The organism is Nocardia amikacinitolerans NBRC 108937 (assembly GCF_001612615.1).
GTDB lineage: Bacteria > Actinomycetota > Actinomycetes > Mycobacteriales > Mycobacteriaceae > Nocardia > Nocardia amikacinitolerans.
In genome coordinates, this window is sequence record NZ_BDAU01000014.1 from 110,168 (window position 1) to 128,033 (window position 17,866).

Below are 17,866 nucleotides of genomic sequence, written 5' to 3' on the forward strand. Positions count from 1 at the left end.
CCGTCCGAGCACTGCCCGGCTCCGGGCACCGGCTGGTGCACGGCCACGTCGGCTCGCCGTCCGCGGCGGAAACCGCACGTGGCCGCGGCCGAACCAGCGCCGACAGAGCCGGACGAAATCCGTCCGCAGCGAAGGGGAGGTACGCCTCTACAGCGGCGGCAGGTACGCCACCTGGATCATCTCGTTGCCGCTGCGGGTGACCAGCGTGCCACGGCCGGGCGGCAGCTTGGCGGCGCGGATGTCGCCGATGATCTTGCCCTCGTCCTTGGGCGCGCTCATCAGCAGCGCGTCCACACCCATTTCCTTGAGCGTTCCGAGCACCTTGTCGAACATGGCCCGGCTTGCGCCGCCCGCACGGCGGCTGAGCACGACGTGCAGACCGAGGTCGCGTGCCTGCGGCAGGAACTCGATCAGCGGCTCGAGCGGGTTGCGCCCACCGGAGACCACCATCTCGTAATCGTCGACGACGACATAGATCTCGGGCCCGGTCCACCAGCTGCGTTCGCGCAACTGCTGTGGCGTGATGTCGTTGCCGGGGATTCGCTTCTGGAGGTAGTTCGCGACTTCCTTGATCATCCCGAAGGAGGTTTGCGCGGAGGTCGAGTATCCGGCCAGCTGCGCCCCTTCCAGCACGCCGAGCATGGTGCGCCGGTAGTCGATCAGGATGACGCGGGCTTCCTCGGCGGTGGAGTTCTCGGTGACGCCCGCGACGATATTGCGCAGCAACGTCGTCTTGCCGCACTCCACATCGCAGAAGCTGTAGAAGTGCGGCTGCACCGCGAAATCCATGGCGATCGGTTGCAGGTCGGTCTCGCCGACGCCGATGACGGCCAGCGTCTTGCTCTGCTGGATGCCCTGCCGCGCCGCCTCCGCGACAACGGCCTCGCGCGAGACCTCCATCGGCAGCATCCGGACCTCGGGCGCGTTCCGGCCGGGGTAGAGCTCGTTGAGCTGCTGCTTGGCGATGGTGATTCCCTCGGACAACGTCCGTGGATCGGAGTCGGAGTCCAAGCGCGGCAACGCGACGAGCATGTGCAACTTCTGCGCGGTGAGACCACGGCCAGGACGCCCGGTGGGCACGAGCACCGCGGTACGCCGGTCCATCTCGGAGTCGGACGGGTCACCGAGGCGGAGCTCGATGCGGGTACCGATGAGGTCCTTGATCTGCGAGCGAATCTCCGGCCACCGGGTGGCGGAGACGATCAGGTGGACGCCATACGAAAGACCCTGTGCCGCGATGGCATTGAGCTGTGGTTCCAGCGTGTCGTAATCGGCGCGGATGGTCGGCCAGCCGTCGATGACGAGAAAGACGTCACCGTGCGGATCCTGCGCGAGCGGGTCGGCTTGCCGCTCGGCGGGCGACTTCTCCGCCAGCAGCGCTTTGCGCCTGCGGAATTCGACGATGGAGTCGATACCCAGCTCGCGGAACAGTTCCTCACGGCGGCGCAGGATGCCGGTCACCTCCGCGATGGTGCGGCGGATCCGATCGACTTCCATGCGACCCGCGACGGAACCGACATGCGGTATCCCCGCCAGACCGGACAGCGTGCCGCCACCGAAGTCGAGACAGTAGAACTGCACCTGCTCGGGTGTGTGCGTGGCGGCCGCGGCCATGATGATGGTGCGCAGGGTGGTCGACTTACCCGACTGCGGACCACCGACGACCGCGACATTGCCCTGCGCCGCGGACAGATCCACGATCAACACGTCACGGCGCTGCTCGTACGGCTTGTCGATGACACCGAGCGGCAACCACAGCTGACCGTGCCGGTTGACCGGCGAGCGCCAGTCCGGGTCGGGCAGCAACATGTCGACCGAGGGCGACTCGTCCAGCGGCGGCAGCCACACCTCGTGTGCCGGGCGGCCGTGGCCGCGCAGGCGATCGACGACGGTGCTCAGCAGCGTCGCGGGAACGGCCTCGGCAACCGGCACCGGACCCTGCTCCTCGTCCTCGTCGTCCACGAGTTGCCCCGGCGGCGGCGGCAATTCGGGCAGCCCGAGCCGTCCGGGCGGCGGCGGCAGCTCGGGCCTGCCACTCGGCGCGGCTGTCCGCTCGGGCTCGACGATCTCCGGCATCGCCACCGGCGCCGCGGTGAACACCGCGGGCGACTGGCCGCCGACGGTCTTGCCGTCGACCTTCCTGGTTCCGCGCGGCGAAACATACGGCCCTGACACGTAACTGGCGTTGAAGCGCAGCGGATCGTCGGCGTCGCTCTTGAGGTAGCCGGAGCCCGGCACGCTGGGCAGATGGTAGGCGTCGGTGATGCCGAGCACCGCCCTGGACTCGTTGGCGGAGAAGGTACGCAGGCCGATCCGGTAGGACAGATGCGAGTCCAGACCGCGCAGCTTGTTCTCCTCCAAGCGCTGCGAGGCCAGCAGCAGGTGCACGCGCAGCGAGCGGCCGAGGCGGCCGATCATCACGAACAGGTCGGCGAAATCCGGTTTCTGCGAGAGCAGTTCGGAGAACTCGTCGACCACCACGAACAGCGCGGGCAGCGGATCCAGGTCGGCGCCCGCGGCGCGAGCCTTCTCGTATTCGGTGACATTGGCGAAGTTGCCCGCCGCGCGCAGCAGCTCCTGGCGCCGGGTCATCTCGCCGGAGAGGGCGTCCTTCATACGGTCGACGAGCGCGAGTTCCTCCTCGAGGTTGGTGATGACCGCAGAGACGTGCGGCAGCGAGTCGAGGCCGAGGAAGGTGGCGCCGCCCTTGAAGTCGACGAGGACCAGGTTCAGCAGATCGGGCGAGTGCGTGGTCACCATGGAAAGCACCAGCGTGCGCAGGAACTCCGACTTACCCGAACCCGTTGCGCCGATGCACAATCCGTGCGGCCCCATGCCGTTCTCGGCGGACTCCTTGATGTCGATCTCGACCGGCGTACCGTCCGGGGTGACACCGATCGGCACCCGCAGGCGTTCCCGGTCGCTGCGCGGACGCCACACCACCGCGGGATCGATCTGGGCGGCGTCGGGAATCTTCAGCAGCGCCATCAGGCCGGGATCGGCACGGGTTTCGTCACCCAGGCTCACCATCTGGGCGGCGGTCGCGATGCGGTAGCGCGCCAGATCACGGGCGAGCGCGGTCGCCTCGGCGCGGGTCACCTGGTCGGCGGTGGCGAATTTCTCCACGCCCGCAGCGGATTTCGCGGCCACCATGCCGTCGTCGGTGACGACCAGTTGCAGGCCGCGGCGCACCGCGAGACCGCTCTGCGGTGCGGTCAGGTCGAGCACGGTGACCGAGTCGAGGCCCGCGTCGCTGACGACGCGTTCGGAACCGCTGACGTAGCCGTCGTCGATGATCACCAGCAGGTGGATCCGGCCCGCGGTCGGCTGCGCGTTGCGCATGAAGCGACTGCGCTCGACCAGCTCGGCGGTCATGGAGGTCTCCAGTTCGGCCAGCGAGCGGTACATCATCCTGGCCGAGCCCATGCCGTCGCGGTCCACCGGATGTTGCAGGTGCGGTAGCCATTTCGCCCAGGACCAAGCAGGGCCGTCCGGGTCGGCACAGATGATGGCGACCGCGGTGTGGTCGGGGCCGTGGAAGGTGGTGAACTCCATCAACATCGAGCGCACCAGCGTGAGCGCGGCCTCGCGGTCGCCTTCGATATTGATGGCGGGAAACGCCCGCAGCGAGATGGCGGTGGGCAGGCCGTGCACCACCGAGTGGGTGCGCACGAATCGGCGCAGGGCGACGGTGGACACCGGTTCCAGGTCTTCCAGCGGACCGGTCTCGGGCCTGGCCAGCTTGGTGGCGAGGCGGTGGCTGCCAACGCCGACCCGCACGTGCCCGAAATCCGGGTCGTTGGGACGGCGTTCCCACATTCGGCGGCTGCCGACCACCGATTGCAGGTCGCTGGGCTCGGGGTGACTCCACCGCAGCGCCGCCAGCTGCTGGATGCCGGTCATGCGCACATCCTTGCGGACCTGATCGAGGTAGCGGAAGTAGTCCTTGCGTTCCTCGTTGAGCTCGGCGGCCTTCTTCGGCCCGCCGCCGCCGCGCATGCCCGCCATCATGCCGAACATCGACATGAGCATCATGATCGGGAACATCATCATGAACGGGTTGGCCAGCAGGTTGCGGCCGAGCATGACCATCATCGCGATCATGCCGACCACGGCGACCACCATCACCACCGGCATCAGCTTCATCAGCAGATTGCCGACGACGGGACGATCGAGTTCCGGCGGCGCGGACAACGCGACCTCACCACCCGGCGGACGCGGCGGCGCGATCCGCGGGCGGCGCACGAAACCTTCGGTTGCCATGTCCTACAACCCCTCTCGGGTTTGTTGCTCCGCGCTCGGATCCACACTCACCTGCTCACCCCGCCGGAACGGGATCGAGGCGGCATAGCCGAGCCCGAGCAGCGCGAGCAGCGTGATCGAGCCGATCGTGGCGACCAGGCGCGGGGCCGGGTCGACGTACGGCGGCGGGGACGGCCCGGCGATCTTGCGCGGTATATCGGAGCCGACGGTGACCGGCTTCTGCGGCAGTTGCGCGGTGAGGGCGGCCAGCGGATCGATCAGGCCGTGCCCGACCTTGTCGTTGCGTCCGTTGTCCGGTGCCTGCGCGGTCAGCTTGATCCGATCGATGACCTCGGCTGCGGTCAGTTCCGGGAAGCGCGACCGGACGAGCGCGGCCAGTCCGGAGACGTAGGCGCTGGAGAAGCTGGTGCCGTCGATGGTGGAGTAGCCCTCGTCGGTCTGAGTGGCATTGACCAGGCCCGCGCCACCCGGCTTGCTGTCCAGCGAGACGATCTCGCGCCCCGGCGCTGCGACGCCGACCCACGGGCCGTGCAGCGAGAACGGTGACACCGCGCCCGTGGGATCCACCGAGGCGACCGACAGCACATAGGGCGTGAACCAGGCCGGGGTGACCACGGTGCCCACCGCCGACCAGCCCGAGCGCTCGTTCTGCTTCTCACAGGCGGTGCCCTGCATGGTGTTTCCCGCCGCGGTGACCACCACAACATTGCGGTCGTAGGCGTATTTCACGGCGGCGCCCAAAGCGCCGTCGGCGGCGGCGGCACCCGCGGCCATGCACGCCACCTCGGAGACGTTGATCACCGTGGCGCCCATGTCGACCGCGCGGACGATACCGGCGGCCAGGGTGGTGACCGTGCCGTAGCCTTCGCGCGTGATGACGCCGGGCTCCTCACGGCGATTGCGGTCCTTGGCCTCGTAGGCCGAGCTGAGCTGGCGGATGGTCAGGATCTCGGCTTCCGGTGCGACACCGGAGAATCCGTCCTCCAGGCTGGGCTGAGCGGCGATGATCCCGGCCACGAAGGTGCCGTGACCGTCGCAGTCGACGGTGCCGTCGGTGGTGGAGACGTAGTCGCCGCCCGCCTGGAGCGCGGGCAGGCGCCAGTGCCTGTTCACGCCGGTATCGATGACGGCGACCTTCTGACCAGCGCCGCGGCTGAACTGCCACGCCTCGGCCAAATCGAGAATCCGCTGCGCCAGTGGGGGATCGCGGGGCACTCCGCCCTGGAGGGTTGGTTCGGCGCAGACCTTGGCCTGTTCGGTCTCGTCCGGTGGCCGAGCGCTGGCGGCCAGGCCGAGCACGGCGCCGAGCGCGCCGTCGTCGATCTGGGGCGGCGCGATTCCCATTGCGGGCGTGGGTGTTCCGGTGGCGAGCGCGAGCACCGCCAGCACCGTCACCGCCCGCAGCAGCCGCCGTAGGAGCGGTGCCATGTCAGATGTTCCGTGCGGCCGAGTAGATGTCCATGATCCACAGCACCAGCGGAATGATGGTGCAGATCAAGAGGTATTCGAAGATCTCACCGGTGCGGCGCATGGGCGGCGACATCTCGGTGTGCGGCCCGATCACACCGAAGGCCACCGCGGCCGTCGCGACGACGAGCAGCATGCCCGCGATCGGCAGCAGCCAGTTCTCCTCGCCGAGCGCGGCACCGATGCCGAGCGCGATCAACGCGAGCGTGCCACCGGCGATCAGCGTGCACGCCTGCACCAGGTCGGCGAAGGCGCGCCCGCGCAGGCACAGGATGATCGAGACCACCACGCCGAGGGTGATGCCCTGCCAGCGGGCCGCGCCGAGCGGATCCGCGGCGAGCACCACGCCGATCACGGCGGCGACGGTGCAGCCGATGATCATGCCTGTCTGGTATTCGTTGGCCGCGCGGGCTCGATGCTCGAGGCCGGCGGCCGAGGGTAGCGCGGTGGCTCCGATGGCGCCGATGTCCTTGACGGTGGGACGAGGTTCGTGGTCGGCGGGGTCGATGGCAGCGCCGGCGGTCGGCACCGGCGGCACCGGCAGCCGTGCGGCCGCCACGGCCAGGCGCGGCACAAGGGTGATCACGATGAGCGCACCGACAAGCACGCCCGCGGCGATCTTGGCCAGCGCGGGGTCCCAGATCATCCGCACCATCGCGGCAATGCCGCCGAACAGCGCGAGGGTGATGACCGTGGTGAACATGGTCGCCCCGACCCTGGCCAGGCTGTAGAGGACCGCGGCGGCGGTCAGCGTCGCGACGCAGGCGAACATCGCATGCGGACTGCCGAACGCGTTGGGCACGAACAGCGCGGTGCCGGCGAAGATCAGCAGCAGCGCGTACAGCGACAGCATGATCGCGGGCAAGGACGCTTCGGCCTGATACCGGCGGGCGACGAGCACGGCCGCGCCACCGGCGATCAGTCCGGTGCCGAGGCCGATGAAACCCACTGCGGCACCGGCGCCGTCGAGCTTGGCCACCGCGAGCAGGTAGATCCCGGCCAGCACCGCGATCAGGCCCATGGACAGACCGAGCCAGCGCGCCGACAGCGGCGACCAGTGCCGGAACGAGGTCGCGGTCAGCTTGGCGACGGCGTCGATCACGTCGTCGAAGAGCGCAGGCGGCTCCTTCGCGGTCACCGAGCGCAATACCAGCAACTCACCGTCGAAAACCTCGGCCTCGGTGAGCGATTGGTTTGCCGGGATGGGGTCGCGGCCGATCCTGGCCAGCGTCCAATGCTGCGTTTGCAGCGGTGCCCCGTCCTCGTGCTCGGTGAGATCGGGGTTGCGCGATTCGATCAGCTCCACCACATCGGTGATGAACGCCGCGATCGGAACTGTGGCAGGCAAACCCAAGTCCAGCTGGGTATTGCCGCCGATCACCGAGACTCGGCACAACTCCGGATCAACGGCAGCCACAGAGCTGCTAGACGGATCGGTCACAGCTCGGATGACTCCTTACCTAGAACACACTTCAACGCCGTGCAACGTACTCAACTTAACGGAGAAGTCCCTCCCTCGCAGTGCCCTTCCCACCCCGCCGACTCCGTCGGCTAGCCATCCCCCAGCGGCTATGCTTGGCGAAGAACAGCACATCCGCTCGTTTTTAGGGGCAAACCCACATGACCGGCAACCGCCAGGCACAACGCGCATTCGACGCTGGTGTCTTGTCCTTGGGCATTGTGATCGACGGACAGGAATCTGCCCGCGATCTGGAATACGCTCGGCTGGCCTTCCAGCGCGCCACCGAATGGGATCCCGGTATGTGCGACGCGTGGCTCGGGCGCGCGGCCGCGGGTGAGCACACCCGCGAGGTGATCTTCAACCTCTTCAAGACCAGCACCTCGACGCTGTTTCGCGAGCAGCGCAGGCTCGGCCTGCAACCGCGGGTGCTCGCCGGCCGCTTCACCGTGGGGCAGTACATCGATTACCCGCTGGCCAGCTATACCGAGATCTGGCTGGCGCAGGCCGCGCAACTGATCGCCGATGGCGACTACGACGAAGCCGAGAAGGTCCTCGACGAACTGGCGAAACACCGCTCCGCGCAGGTCTCCTCGGCGGATCGCGAGATCGACGACCGGATCTGCGCCTACGTCCGCGGCGTGCTGCACTTCACCACGCAGCGCTGGCCCGATGTAATGACCGTGCTTGCCGGTTCGGCGGAATGGGACGATCCCTACCTGGCCGCGGGCGCCCACGTCATGGTCGGCACCGCCTGTGCCCAGCTGGGTTTGTTCGGCGAGGCCATCCGCCGCATGGAAGCGGCTGAGCAGGGCCCGATTCCGGCCGCGGCCACCACCGCCCGCTTCTGCCGCGGACTCGCGCTGCGCGAGACCGGCGAGGAGGAGAAGGCGCAAGCGCTGTTCGAGAAGGTGTTCTCCGAAGCACCGGGTTTCGAGGCCAACACCATGGCCATGCGCGACCGCAAGTACCGGATCACGGTGACCACCAAGGAGGTCATCGACGCGCGCACCAACAAGTGGGATCCGGCCTCGGCGCCGACGCTGGAACAGATGGGCCAGGAGGAGCGCGACGACAAGGCCAAGCTGATCCTGGAGAAGGCGCGCGCCGAACTCGACGAGCAGATCGGTCTGGCCGGCGTCAAAATGCAGGTTGCGAAGTTGCAGGCAACCGCTCAGCTAGCGCGGATCCGTGCCGAAAAAGGAATGGCGAGCGGATCCCGTGGCCAACATCTGGCATTCACCGGACCGCCGGGTACCGGTAAGACCACCGTTGCCCGCGTGGTGGCAAAAATTTACTGTGGCTTAGGAATTCTCAAGACCGACAAGTTGATCGAAGCCAAACGTTCCGATTTCGTCGGCCAGCATTTGGGCAGTACCGCGATCAAGACCAACAAGTTGATCGATAGCGCGATGGACGGTGTGCTGTTCATCGACGAGGCCTACACGCTGATTCAAACCGGCCTGTCCGGCGGTGACGCATTTGGTCGCGAAGCCGTCGACACACTGCTCGCGCGAATGGAGAACGACCGCGATCGCCTGGTGGTGATCATCGCCGGATACGACGGCGAGATCGACCGTTTCCTGGCCTCGAACGACGGTCTGGCGTCCCGCTTCGCCAAGCGGGTGAAGTTCGATTCCTACTCGCCGGAGGAGCTCGGCGAGATCGGTCGTTTCATTGCGCGGAAACGGGATTCGGAACTGTCCGACGACGCACAGGCGCTGCTGGTCGCCGCCTGCGGTGACCTCTACCGCAAGGAAGCGACCGATCAGAGCGGTGAGATCCGGCGCGGCATCGACATGGCCGGCAACGGCCGGTTCATCCGCAACGTGATCGAGGCGGCCGAGGAGGAGCGCGAGTTCCGGCTGGCCAACGACATCAACCTGGATCTGAGCGCGGTGGACGAATCGGTGCTGATGCGGATCGAGGCGGACGATATGCGCAACGCGCTGGACAACGTGCTGGCCACGCTGCGCTGACATCCGGCCACAGCGGTACGGCCGCGAGTCGGCCGTACCGCTGTGCGGGGCAGGTCAGTTGGTTGTCGGCAGGATGTCGTAGCTGACGAGCGCTTCCTCGCGCGAGAGCGTCGGCCCCGGCACCAGCTGGCCGATGATCGGCCACGGCGCGGGCCGCGGCTTGTCGGCGAGGCCGAGCAGAGTGGCCGTCTCCTGATCCGGGATGCCGTAGCGAATCCCGTTGTCGGAGATGTAGAACAGGCTGCCCATGCGGACGCTGTCCGGCGACATGCCGGTCACCTGGAGGTACTCCCCCGAGTTCGGCGGGATGTAGGCATGGTCGATGCGGTCGCCGGTGCCGTCGCCGGTCGCCAGATCCACCACCTTGGCCGACTTCGGCAGCGGCAGTTCACGTCCGGCCAACAGCGTGATCGTGGCGACCGGATCGTAGGCCTTCTTGGCCCACTGCATGCAGCTGACCTTGTTCTCCTCGGGAGTGAGGATGGTCGGGACCGGCCCGGGAAACTTGTCCACCGGCAGTGGGCTCACCACTGGCACCCCGACCACCCGGTCCGGCGGCACCGAGATGATCTCGTTCATCTCCTGGGAGTTCGCGTTGCGGATCACCTCGGCGGCGAACGGCGTCAGCCGCTGCACGCCGTCGGCGAGCACCACGTACAGCTCTTCGGAGTCGACCCGCTGCACGCGGATCACGCCGCCGATCGGCACGCCCTGCAAGCGACCTGGGCCGGGGTCGCCGAGCCGATCGATCTTCGGCGGGACGATCGCGGGGACCTGGGTGGCGGAATTGAGCATGCCCGCGCTGACCGGACGCGGGTTGTACTCCCGCAGGCCGAGCGAGCGCGAGATCACCGAATCGTTCGGATCCACTTCGGCGCGTTTGCCGTCGAACATCAGGAACGTCTTGCCGCCGCGGGTCACCAGCAGCGCCTCGTCGTCGCGCAGCGGGCGCGCGGTGTTCGGCTCGCTCGAGTCGAGCGCGCCCGCGATGACCGTGGACTGGGCTCCGGGGGAGCGCGCGGCGCTGCCCGCCGCGGACAGTTCCACCGCATCGCACAGGCTCCAGATGGAGTCCGGCGAGGCCGCGCCGGGCAGGGTGGCCGGAACGCCGGGTATGCCCACCATCGGGCCGCGTGGCATGGTCAGCTTGGATTCCTTGACGGAGGTGGGTTTTTCGTTGCTCGCCGTGATCAGCCGGGCGGAAGCCAGGTTCAGTGCCGGATGCAGCGTGCCGTCCACGATCACGTAGAGCGCACCGGTCTCCTTGCCCATCACGATGGTCGCGTCGCCGATCGAGCCCACCGGGCGCAGGAACGCCAGGATCGCGGCGCCTGCGACCACCAGGATGCCGAGCACAGCGCCGACCACCAGCGAGCGGAACTGCGAGCGCATCGGATCGTGCAGCATCCGCACATCGCGCCGAATCAGCGCGTGCTCGTACCTTTTCAGCAGAAATCGGTAACCGTTGACTTGTGCCTTGGTAGTCAACTGTGCGGGCACGAAACGCCTCCGAACTGACCCGGGTACAACGGACCGGGCATTTCACCCGGCACGCTTACAGTACCCATCAACACCGCCTGCTGCCTTCCCGGTAGCGAAGCCGAACGAGTTCGGTCCATTATGTCCGCATGGGTTCCACCACAACCGACGGCGGAAATCGCGACACCGCGCCGCGGAGTTCCCCTGCCCCGTCGGCTGAATCTGCCCCGACTCCCCTGCACTCCTCGTACTTCTGGCTGTTCCGAATTCTGCCGCTGCGCTGGGTGATTCCGGTGGCGCTCGTCGCCGTCGCCGCCTCGCTGGTCGCGGTGATCTTCGATGCCTCGGTGTGGGTCGTGGCCGGCGTATGTGCCGGTGTGCTCGTGCTCGGGCTGACACCACTGCCGCGCCGCAAGTCGCCGGCGGCCTGGCTGGACGAGGAAATCACCTTCCGTTGGCGCGCGTTTCGCAATCGTTGGGCAACTGTCGATCAGGCGCCGTTCGACGTACCGCTCCCCGAGGGCGGCACCTATGGAATGCGCTGGGACGGCTCGCGATTGCTCGTCATGCTGCGCGTGGAGGCGCATCCGCGCACGGTGACGCTGCTGAGCCCGCAGTCGCTGATCTCCGACGACATGATGCCGCTGCCCGAGATCGCGCACTGCCTGGACCAGTTCGACATCGAGCTGGCCTCCATCGACGTGATCAGCACCGGAGCACGCACCGCGGGGCCCGGCCGCGTCTCGCAGCTCTACGAGCAGATTCTGGGCAGGCTGCCCGCGGTGGCGCACCGCACGGTGTGGGTGGTGCTGCGGCTGGACCCGCTGGCCAATGCCCCCGCGGTGGCGCGGCGCGGCGGCGGCGCCACCGGCACGCTGCGCACGGCCATCATCGCGACCCAGCGGGTGGCGAACCGACTTGCCGCCCAAGGCATCTCCACGGTCGTGCTGTCGGCGGCCGAGATCACCGCCGCGATCAACCAGCTCACCAGGCACACGCCACTGGAGGAGTTCACCGAGACACCGCACAGCGTGGAACGCGACGGCATTCACTACACCACCTACCGGATGGCGCCGGAAGCTCTCGGGCCGCAAGGCTTCGCCGCGGTGTGGTCGACGCCGACGCTGGCGACCACCGTCACCATCCGTCTGCAGCGGGCCGCGGCACAGTCACCGCGCGACCTTGCCGCCAAACCAGGTGCCGCGGGCATCGAGGTGACCGCGTTGGTGCGTTTCGACACCAGGGACAAACCCGCCGTGGTCAAGGCCGACGGCCTGGTTCCCTTGCCGGGCAGCCAGTTCCGCGCCCTGCTGTACACGCTGCCGATCGCCCGCCGCGGCCGCCAGTTCAGCCCGGAAACCTATCTGGGCAAGCCGGATTCGCTGCTCACACTGCCGATGCCGATCGCAGGGTGCGGGCAGCTGATCGGCGCCGACACCTCCGGACAAGGCGTGGCGCTGCCCCTGGTCGGACACCAGGTCCGGCGGGTGGAGGTGATCGGATCGCTGCTGGTCGCCCAGCAGATGATCCTGCGCGCCATCGCGCTCGGCGCCTCGGTCGTGGTGCACACCAACCGTCACGACGCGTGGCGGCAGATGGCCGCCGACGTGGGTGTGCCCCAGTCCCTGACCATCGCGGCCTGGTCCGCGGCCGGGCAGCAGGCCAGCGCGCACCGCTCCGCCACCGTGATCGTCTACGACGGCATTCCGCCGACGGGGCACCACTCCGACGCCACCACCGTGCTGCTCCGCAATGCCCCGGCGACAATGGACGACCACTTCGACCCCGACGTCACCCTCGCCGAGGACCCGGAGACCGCCAACCTCGTCACGGTGCGCACGGCAGGTGTGACCACGCGCGTGCACATGGTGGCGACACCGGACGAAATGCAGTACCTGCACACGGCTTTGGCCCTCGCCCGCTAGCCGAGCACACCGGAAAGCCCCGGCCATCCGCGAGGGTGACCGGGGCTTTCTCGTTGCGAACCCGGATCAGAAGGAGTTGTAGACCTTCTTGTCAGCGGCGAACGCGTTGTTGAACGCGCCGTCGATGGCGTTGCGCAGGGCCTGCATCTTGGTGTGGGTGTCGTTGAGCTCCTCGAGCAGGGAGTTGGCCTTCACGGTGAAGGACTCCAGCGCCTCGTTCTCTTCCCAAGCCCTGGAGACCAGCTTGTCCCTCGCGGCGACGAAGGCGTCCTTGTAGCCGTCGAGATCCGTGTAGTACTGGTCCATTTCGCTGATCAGCTGGTCGTGTACCTGCTTGGTGTACTTCATGGCGCTCTCCTTTCGAGCGGTGGTGTCAGATCAGGTTGGTGAGGGCGTCCACGTTCTCCGGATCGACGTTCCCGAGGGTCGTGTTGCCCTCGGAGATGGTCTGGTTCAGCTCGTCGATCTTGGTGTTGATGCGGGTGGTCTCCTCCTGCCAAGCCGTGGAGGCCTTCTGGCCGGCGACGGCGGCGTCACCCTCCCAGCCCGAGCGGGCCGCGTCGAAGGTTTCCTGCACGGCCGAGATGGTCTTCTTGATGCCCTCGACGGCCTGCATGTATTCATCGACGACCGCAGCAGCTTCGGCCTCGGTAAAACTTGTCTGTCCGGACATTGTTCACCTCATCATGTCGGTGTGATTTTTGTGTTCCGCTGCGCAGAGGCCGCGGTAGTTCGGTCGGTTCGTGAGTTCCGATGCGTTGACTAGGGCATCCACCTTCCTCCGGGCAGGGTTTCGATCAGCGCCGAGATCGCCTGGGCGATCCGGTGATCGGTTCCCGGGGTGAAGGTCGACCAGACCCGCAGGTCCGGCGCAGCGCCGGGACTGGCGGCGATCCGACCACGCGAGGTGTCGTACACCGCTACCGCTCCGGACGTTCTGGTGGTCACGCCGTCGTCGTAGGCATAGGCGACGATCTCGGCGTGCGCGTGGCAGCTGGACATTGCCAGCCCGAACTCGATGGCATCGCGTTCGGCCACACCGCGGGCGTAGAAGATATCGGAGTAATCGCTGGATCTCGTTGCTTCGTCGAGTCTTTCGCGCAGTTCCTCGACCGGCGCGCTGATGCTCGGGATGTCGGCGGCCGATGCGCGGCCGAGCGCTTCGAGCACCGGCCGGGCCAGCGCTTGGCCGCCGCCGTCGCACCAGATGGTGCGCACGTCGAAGGTGTCGCCGGTGCGGGTGGCCAGCGCGTGCTGAGCTCCCTTGCGCGCCACGCAGACCTGTCGGGTCCCCGACTCGGTGTAGATCCGGGCCGCGAGCTCGCGATCCGGGTTGGCAAGGACGAACAGCGCGTCGGTCAGGTCGGCGTCGACATCGTCGTAGGTGTCGACCAAGCCGGCCGCGCGCAGGTCGGCGATCGCCTGGTCGCGCGCCGCCTGCCAGGCATCGACCGAATCCTGCTGCGGTCCGACCCCGAGCACCAGCGGCAGGGTCTGCACGCCGAGCAGGTCGGACACCGCGAGCAGCCCATCGTTGGTCATCGTCGTCATGCCGCCCCCGATGCCGTTGCCCTCGGCGCGGGTTCGGCGGCGCCGCCGATCACCGCTGGGGCAGCGGCGAATCCGGCGTCGACCTCGAACGGCTTGTCCGGCTGCGCGGAAGCCGCGCCTGCCCGCAGCGTACGGTCGTCGTCCTGCATGGCCGCGGCGGGCGCCATCGCGGCCGGAACGCCCATGCGGCTCGTCGACGACGAATCGCCCGCCACCGGAGCCGTTTCCACGGGCAGCGGCGTCGGCTCGGCGGTGGCGGCCACGGCCTGCGTGGTGTACGCCGCCTTCGCCCGCGGCGGCGGTGTTGCCTTGGCGAACGCCGCGGCGAACGAGGCGGGCAAGGCGGTCGCGGGCACGGCCGTTGGACGCGCCTCGGCCACGGCCTGCTCGGCTTCCAGCGCGGCACTGTTGGCGATGACCGGTGGCGTGGTCTGCGTCCACGGCGTCTCCAGCGGCTTGGTCGCCTCTTCGTAGACGCGCATGACCCTGGCCGCGTTGACCTTGGCCAGATCCTGTTCGGCGTCGATATCGGCGGCCGCGCCGACCAGGGGCGCACCCAGCCCGGCGCCGATCGCCTCCACCGACTTCTTCGCCTCTTCCAGTGCGGCGATCTCGGCGACGTGCGGCATGGCCAGCCGGGCCACCTCGTAGGCCAGCGCTTGCGAGCCGGTCTTGGCGGCGTTCTGGGCCGCGGAACCGGCCGCCTCCAGCAGCCACTCCCGCAATTTGGTTATCCGGTCCAGGATCTCCGGGCTCGTCTCCGAACGCCAGGATTCGCCGATGGCCTTGACGATCTGATCGTATTCGGGCACCGCGGCGCCGAAACTCACGCCGAGACGGGTCCAGGCCTGGGCCGCTTCGGCCATCGGCACCGTGCCGGGACCGGTAGTCAGATCCTTGGCGAGTTTCTCCGTTGGCCTGGCCTCCCAGACCACGCCGGTGAAACCAGGGATCGGCGGTTCGACCATCTGTCCCCCGCTTCGCGTTAGGCCGACGCCCCGAGACCAGCGGCGTTCTCGGTATCCATCACCACGAGCGACTGCGACTGCGAGCGCAGCGCGGCGGCCAGTTTGCGTAGTTCGAGAACGCCGGCGGTCGCGGCTTCGTCGTAGGAGGCGGCAACACCGCGCAGCGTCTGCGCGGCACGCTGTGAAACTTCGTCCAGCCCAGCGGCTTCCACGGCCAGTGCCGGCGTGTTGGCCTTCAGATCGGCTTCCAGCCGGTCCGCGAGGGCGTCCAGCGCGGTGGCGGACTTGATAGCCCCGGCGCGATCGAATTCCATGACGTCCTCCTATCAGAGGGTGAGTGCCTGGTCCGGCGGTTCGTTGAGTCCATCTGCGTTGGCCGCGCCGACCACCGGCAGCGAGGCGCCTTCGATATCGCCGACCATCTCGTTGCCGTGCGAGGCGGACACCAGTTCGCCGCGCAAGCCGTTCGTGGCGTCCTCCGCGCCGCGGGCCATGCCTGCGGCCGCCATCGGCGACATCGGCATCATGCCGCCAGGCGAGCTCGCCGCCGTGGTGCTGCTGCGGGCCGCCGAACTGGCGCCCGCCTGCATCGCCGAGGCCGGATTGCCGACGCCGTTCGCGCCCGCCGCGCCCAGATTGCCCGCCGTGCGGCCGTCGACCCAGGGGCTGAGCTGGCGCGCCGCGGCGGCCACGGCGCCGCCGCCACCACCGAGACCGCCGATTCCGGCGCCGCCGCCGGACTTGGCATCGCTCTTGTTCAGCGCCGCATGCTCGGCCTTGTCCTTTTCCAGCGCCGGGTTGGTGGAGGCCGCCGGGTTCAACGTCTTGTGCAGCGAGACAGCCGATTCCACGCCGGACTTCACCGTGTTGGTCAGGGTGGGGATCATCTGCATCAGCATGCTCAGCATCTGCATCTGGTCCATGCCCTTGGGGGCATCGGTGACCGGCACCTTCTGGCCCGTTGCCATCATCTCCGCGCTGTGCACGGTCATCTCGGCGCGCGTCTTCGCCACCGTCGCCGTGGCCTCTGCCATCGTCTCGACGGTGGCGGCGACCAGGAAGGCCTGGCCGCCGGGGGTCGAGAGAAACGGCGCGGAGGCAGCGAGCTGCGCCATGTACTTGGCGATGATGGCCGCCATCGTCGCGCCGCCGATGAAGACCGAGGTCGCGGCGGAGGCGACACCCGCCGACTCCTGCGCGGCCTGGGTGGCGATCTTGGCGCCGTCCTTCTGCGCCTCTTTGCCCTTTTCCTCGGCGGCGGCCGCGGCCTGACTCTGCCACAGCTGCATCGCCATCGTGAGCGCCGTGCTGCCCAGCTGCACCACCGTCGAGACGACGCTGGAGACCTGATTCAGCACCTCGGTCGGATCGACGACGGGCGCGGCAGTCGCGGCGGCCTGCGCGGCCGGGTCACCGTCGGCAGCGGGTGCGACGGCCGGTGTGGGAGCGGGGAATTGGCCGGTGCCGAAGGTGGCGGCCAGATCGGTCAGCGGCTTGGCCAGCAGGGAGAGGTCGATCACCGGCAGCGGCGGCAGTCCGGGAATCGGTGGCAGCAGCGGGATTTCGGGCAGCTGGGGCAGGCCCATGTCCTTCAGGACATCGTTCACCGGCCGGTCCAACATCGGACCTACCGCGCTCTGGCGCAGCATGTCCAACACCGACTGATCGACCAGCTCCGCCATCAGGCTCGACCGACCGCGTCGATATCGGAGCCCGAGAGCCCGTCCGTCACTTGGTATTCGGTGGCGGCCTGCTGACAGGTCAGCGCCGTCATGCCGTGCACATAGGCCAGCTCGGCGACCGAGGTGAGATGGTTGGCCTGCGCCACCGCGAAGGAGGCGAGGAAGTCCTGGCCGATCAAACCGAACACCGGGATGGCCGCGGCCATGGTGGCCGCCTGGTTCACCGAACCGGCGCTCGCCACGCTGGCGGCCATCGCCGCGGCCGTGTCCGCGTAGGCCCGAATCGCGTCAGGTTCGGCGGCCACATGTGGCCAGGGATTGATGTCAAGACCGTTAGGCATCGGAAACACCCTCTGCGCGAAAATGATTGGAACGTCCAGGCCAAATGTACCGGATCACCGGAGGGGTCACGCAGTAAATATTCGGGTGGAACATCTTAAGGGAAAGTAAATCTTTGGTGCCGCACTAGGTTTGAGCTGCGGACTCTTCATTGAACTCGGTGATGAGGGCACCCATCCTCGCCATGGCTTCGGCCGCCGCGCGGTGGGCCGTGGAAACCACCACCTGCTCGAATTCGCCGGGTGACATTCGCGACACCGCACTGGTGAATCGCAAGTCCCGCAGAGCTCCACTGCCGTCGACCTCGACGGTGACCGCGCCGTCCTCCGACGACTCCCGCGCGCGCACCTTCGCCATCTCGTCACCGAGATCGCGCAACCGGTTCAGCGCCCGCTGCGCCCGCGCCTCGATCTCGTCCATCACCGGGTTACTCATCAAACTTCCCTCAACCAGCTCTGCGGCTCTTCGTCGTACTCTTCTTCCTCGACCCACTCCTGCGCCGCGACATCCTCCGGCTTGGGCAGCCCGGTCAGCGCGAGCTCTTGGTTGGTCAGCCCGGCCGCCTGCAACTCCTCCCGCCGCGCCAGCCCGGCCCGGTTCGCCGCCTGCTTGCACAATCGCATGATCTGATTCGCCAGCTCGTCCGGATTCCGCCGCAGCTCGTCCGCTTCCACCGAAATGGCAAGCGGCAAGCCCTGTTCGGTGGTCCGCACCGAAATGGTGCCACTGATGTTCGCCGCCGTGGACATCGCAT

15 protein-coding genes are annotated in these 17,866 nt (G+C 68.0%); 2 read left to right on the top strand and 13 right to left on the bottom strand.

What is annotated here, in order from left to right; genetic code table 11:
* Nucleotides 1-147: 147 nt before the first annotated feature.
* Genes eccCa through eccD form a run of 3 tightly spaced genes read right to left on the bottom strand, consistent with a single transcriptional unit; the run spans nt 148 to nt 7,147 of the window.
* Nucleotides 148-4,263 (bottom strand): type VII secretion protein EccCa, encoded by a 4,116-nt coding sequence (eccCa, locus tag NAM01S_RS14370; RefSeq protein ID WP_067785070.1) that lies wholly within the window; start codon nt 4,261-4,263, stop codon nt 148-150.
* 3 nt (nt 4,264-4,266) lie between these two features.
* Entirely contained in the window at nt 4,267-5,691 is a 1,425-nt protein-coding gene (mycP, locus tag NAM01S_RS14375; RefSeq protein WP_067785073.1) for a type VII secretion-associated serine protease mycosin, read from the bottom strand.
* Nucleotide 5,692: 1 nt separating this feature from the next.
* The gene (eccD, locus tag NAM01S_RS14380; protein ID WP_253798673.1) at nt 5,693-7,147 is read right to left on the bottom strand and encodes a type VII secretion integral membrane protein EccD; all 1,455 of its coding nucleotides are present in this window, start codon (nt 7,145-7,147) and stop codon (nt 5,693-5,695) included.
* Between the two features lie 203 nt (nt 7,148-7,350).
* Here eccD and eccA point away from each other — a divergent pair, with 203 nt between their 5' ends.
* Nucleotides 7,351-9,168, top strand: coding sequence for a type VII secretion AAA-ATPase EccA (eccA, locus tag NAM01S_RS14385; RefSeq protein ID WP_067785078.1), 1,818 nt, complete (start codon nt 7,351-7,353; stop codon nt 9,166-9,168).
* 54 nt (nt 9,169-9,222) lie between these two features.
* Here eccA and eccB read toward each other — a convergent pair whose 3' ends face one another.
* Nucleotides 9,223-10,668 carry a type VII secretion protein EccB gene (gene eccB / locus NAM01S_RS14390; RefSeq protein ID WP_067785081.1) on the bottom strand — a complete coding sequence of 482 codons (1,446 nt, stop codon included), beginning with the start codon at nt 10,666-10,668 and terminating at the stop codon, nt 9,223-9,225.
* A gap of 128 nt (nt 10,669-10,796) precedes the next feature.
* Between eccB and eccE the strand changes: the two genes are divergently transcribed.
* The gene (gene eccE / locus NAM01S_RS14395; protein WP_084482934.1) at nt 10,797-12,572 is read left to right on the top strand and encodes a type VII secretion protein EccE; all 1,776 of its coding nucleotides are present in this window, start codon (nt 10,797-10,799) and stop codon (nt 12,570-12,572) included.
* Between the two features lie 66 nt (nt 12,573-12,638).
* On the opposite strand, the gene NAM01S_RS14400 is transcribed toward eccE, so the two are convergent.
* The 9 genes from NAM01S_RS14400 to NAM01S_RS14440 all read right to left on the bottom strand — a co-directional run bounded on the left by NAM01S_RS14400 (nt 12,639) and on the right by NAM01S_RS14440 (nt 17,861).
* Nucleotides 12,639-12,920, bottom strand: a complete 282-nt coding sequence (locus tag NAM01S_RS14400; RefSeq protein WP_067785084.1) for a hypothetical protein — start codon at nt 12,918-12,920, stop codon at nt 12,639-12,641.
* Between the two features lie 25 nt (nt 12,921-12,945).
* Complete coding sequence (locus NAM01S_RS14405; RefSeq protein WP_084482935.1) at nt 12,946-13,245, bottom strand: WXG100 family type VII secretion target; 300 nt, start codon at nt 13,243-13,245, stop codon at nt 12,946-12,948.
* Between the two features lie 89 nt (nt 13,246-13,334).
* Nucleotides 13,335-14,114 carry an ESX secretion-associated protein EspG gene (locus tag NAM01S_RS14410; RefSeq protein WP_307188680.1) on the bottom strand — a complete coding sequence of 260 codons (780 nt, stop codon included), beginning with the start codon at nt 14,112-14,114 and terminating at the stop codon, nt 13,335-13,337.
* Nucleotides 14,115-14,119: 5 nt separating this feature from the next.
* Complete coding sequence (locus tag NAM01S_RS14415; RefSeq protein WP_067785090.1) at nt 14,120-15,091, bottom strand: PPE domain-containing protein; 972 nt, start codon at nt 15,089-15,091, stop codon at nt 14,120-14,122.
* A 17-nt stretch (nt 15,092-15,108) separates the two neighbouring features.
* Nucleotides 15,109-15,405, bottom strand: coding sequence for a PE domain-containing protein (locus tag NAM01S_RS14420; RefSeq protein ID WP_067785091.1), 297 nt, complete (start codon nt 15,403-15,405; stop codon nt 15,109-15,111).
* A 12-nt stretch (nt 15,406-15,417) separates the two neighbouring features.
* A complete protein-coding gene (locus NAM01S_RS14425) occupies nt 15,418-16,773 on the bottom strand; it encodes a hypothetical protein (protein WP_067785094.1) in 1,356 nt (451 codons plus the stop codon).
* Complete coding sequence (locus NAM01S_RS14430; RefSeq protein ID WP_067785097.1) at nt 16,773-17,114, bottom strand: type VII secretion target; 342 nt, start codon at nt 17,112-17,114, stop codon at nt 16,773-16,775. The genes NAM01S_RS14425 and NAM01S_RS14430 overlap by 1 nt, the downstream gene beginning before the upstream one ends.
* A gap of 124 nt (nt 17,115-17,238) precedes the next feature.
* Nucleotides 17,239-17,547: a YbaB/EbfC family nucleoid-associated protein gene (locus NAM01S_RS14435; protein ID WP_253798671.1), complete on the bottom strand. Its 309-nt coding sequence runs from the start codon at nt 17,545-17,547 to the stop codon at nt 17,239-17,241.
* Nucleotides 17,547-17,861 (bottom strand): hypothetical protein, encoded by a 315-nt coding sequence (locus NAM01S_RS14440; RefSeq protein ID WP_067785103.1) that lies wholly within the window; start codon nt 17,859-17,861, stop codon nt 17,547-17,549. Before NAM01S_RS14440 ends, NAM01S_RS14435 begins: the two co-directional genes overlap by 1 nt.
* Nucleotides 17,862-17,866: the final 5 nt, after the last annotated feature.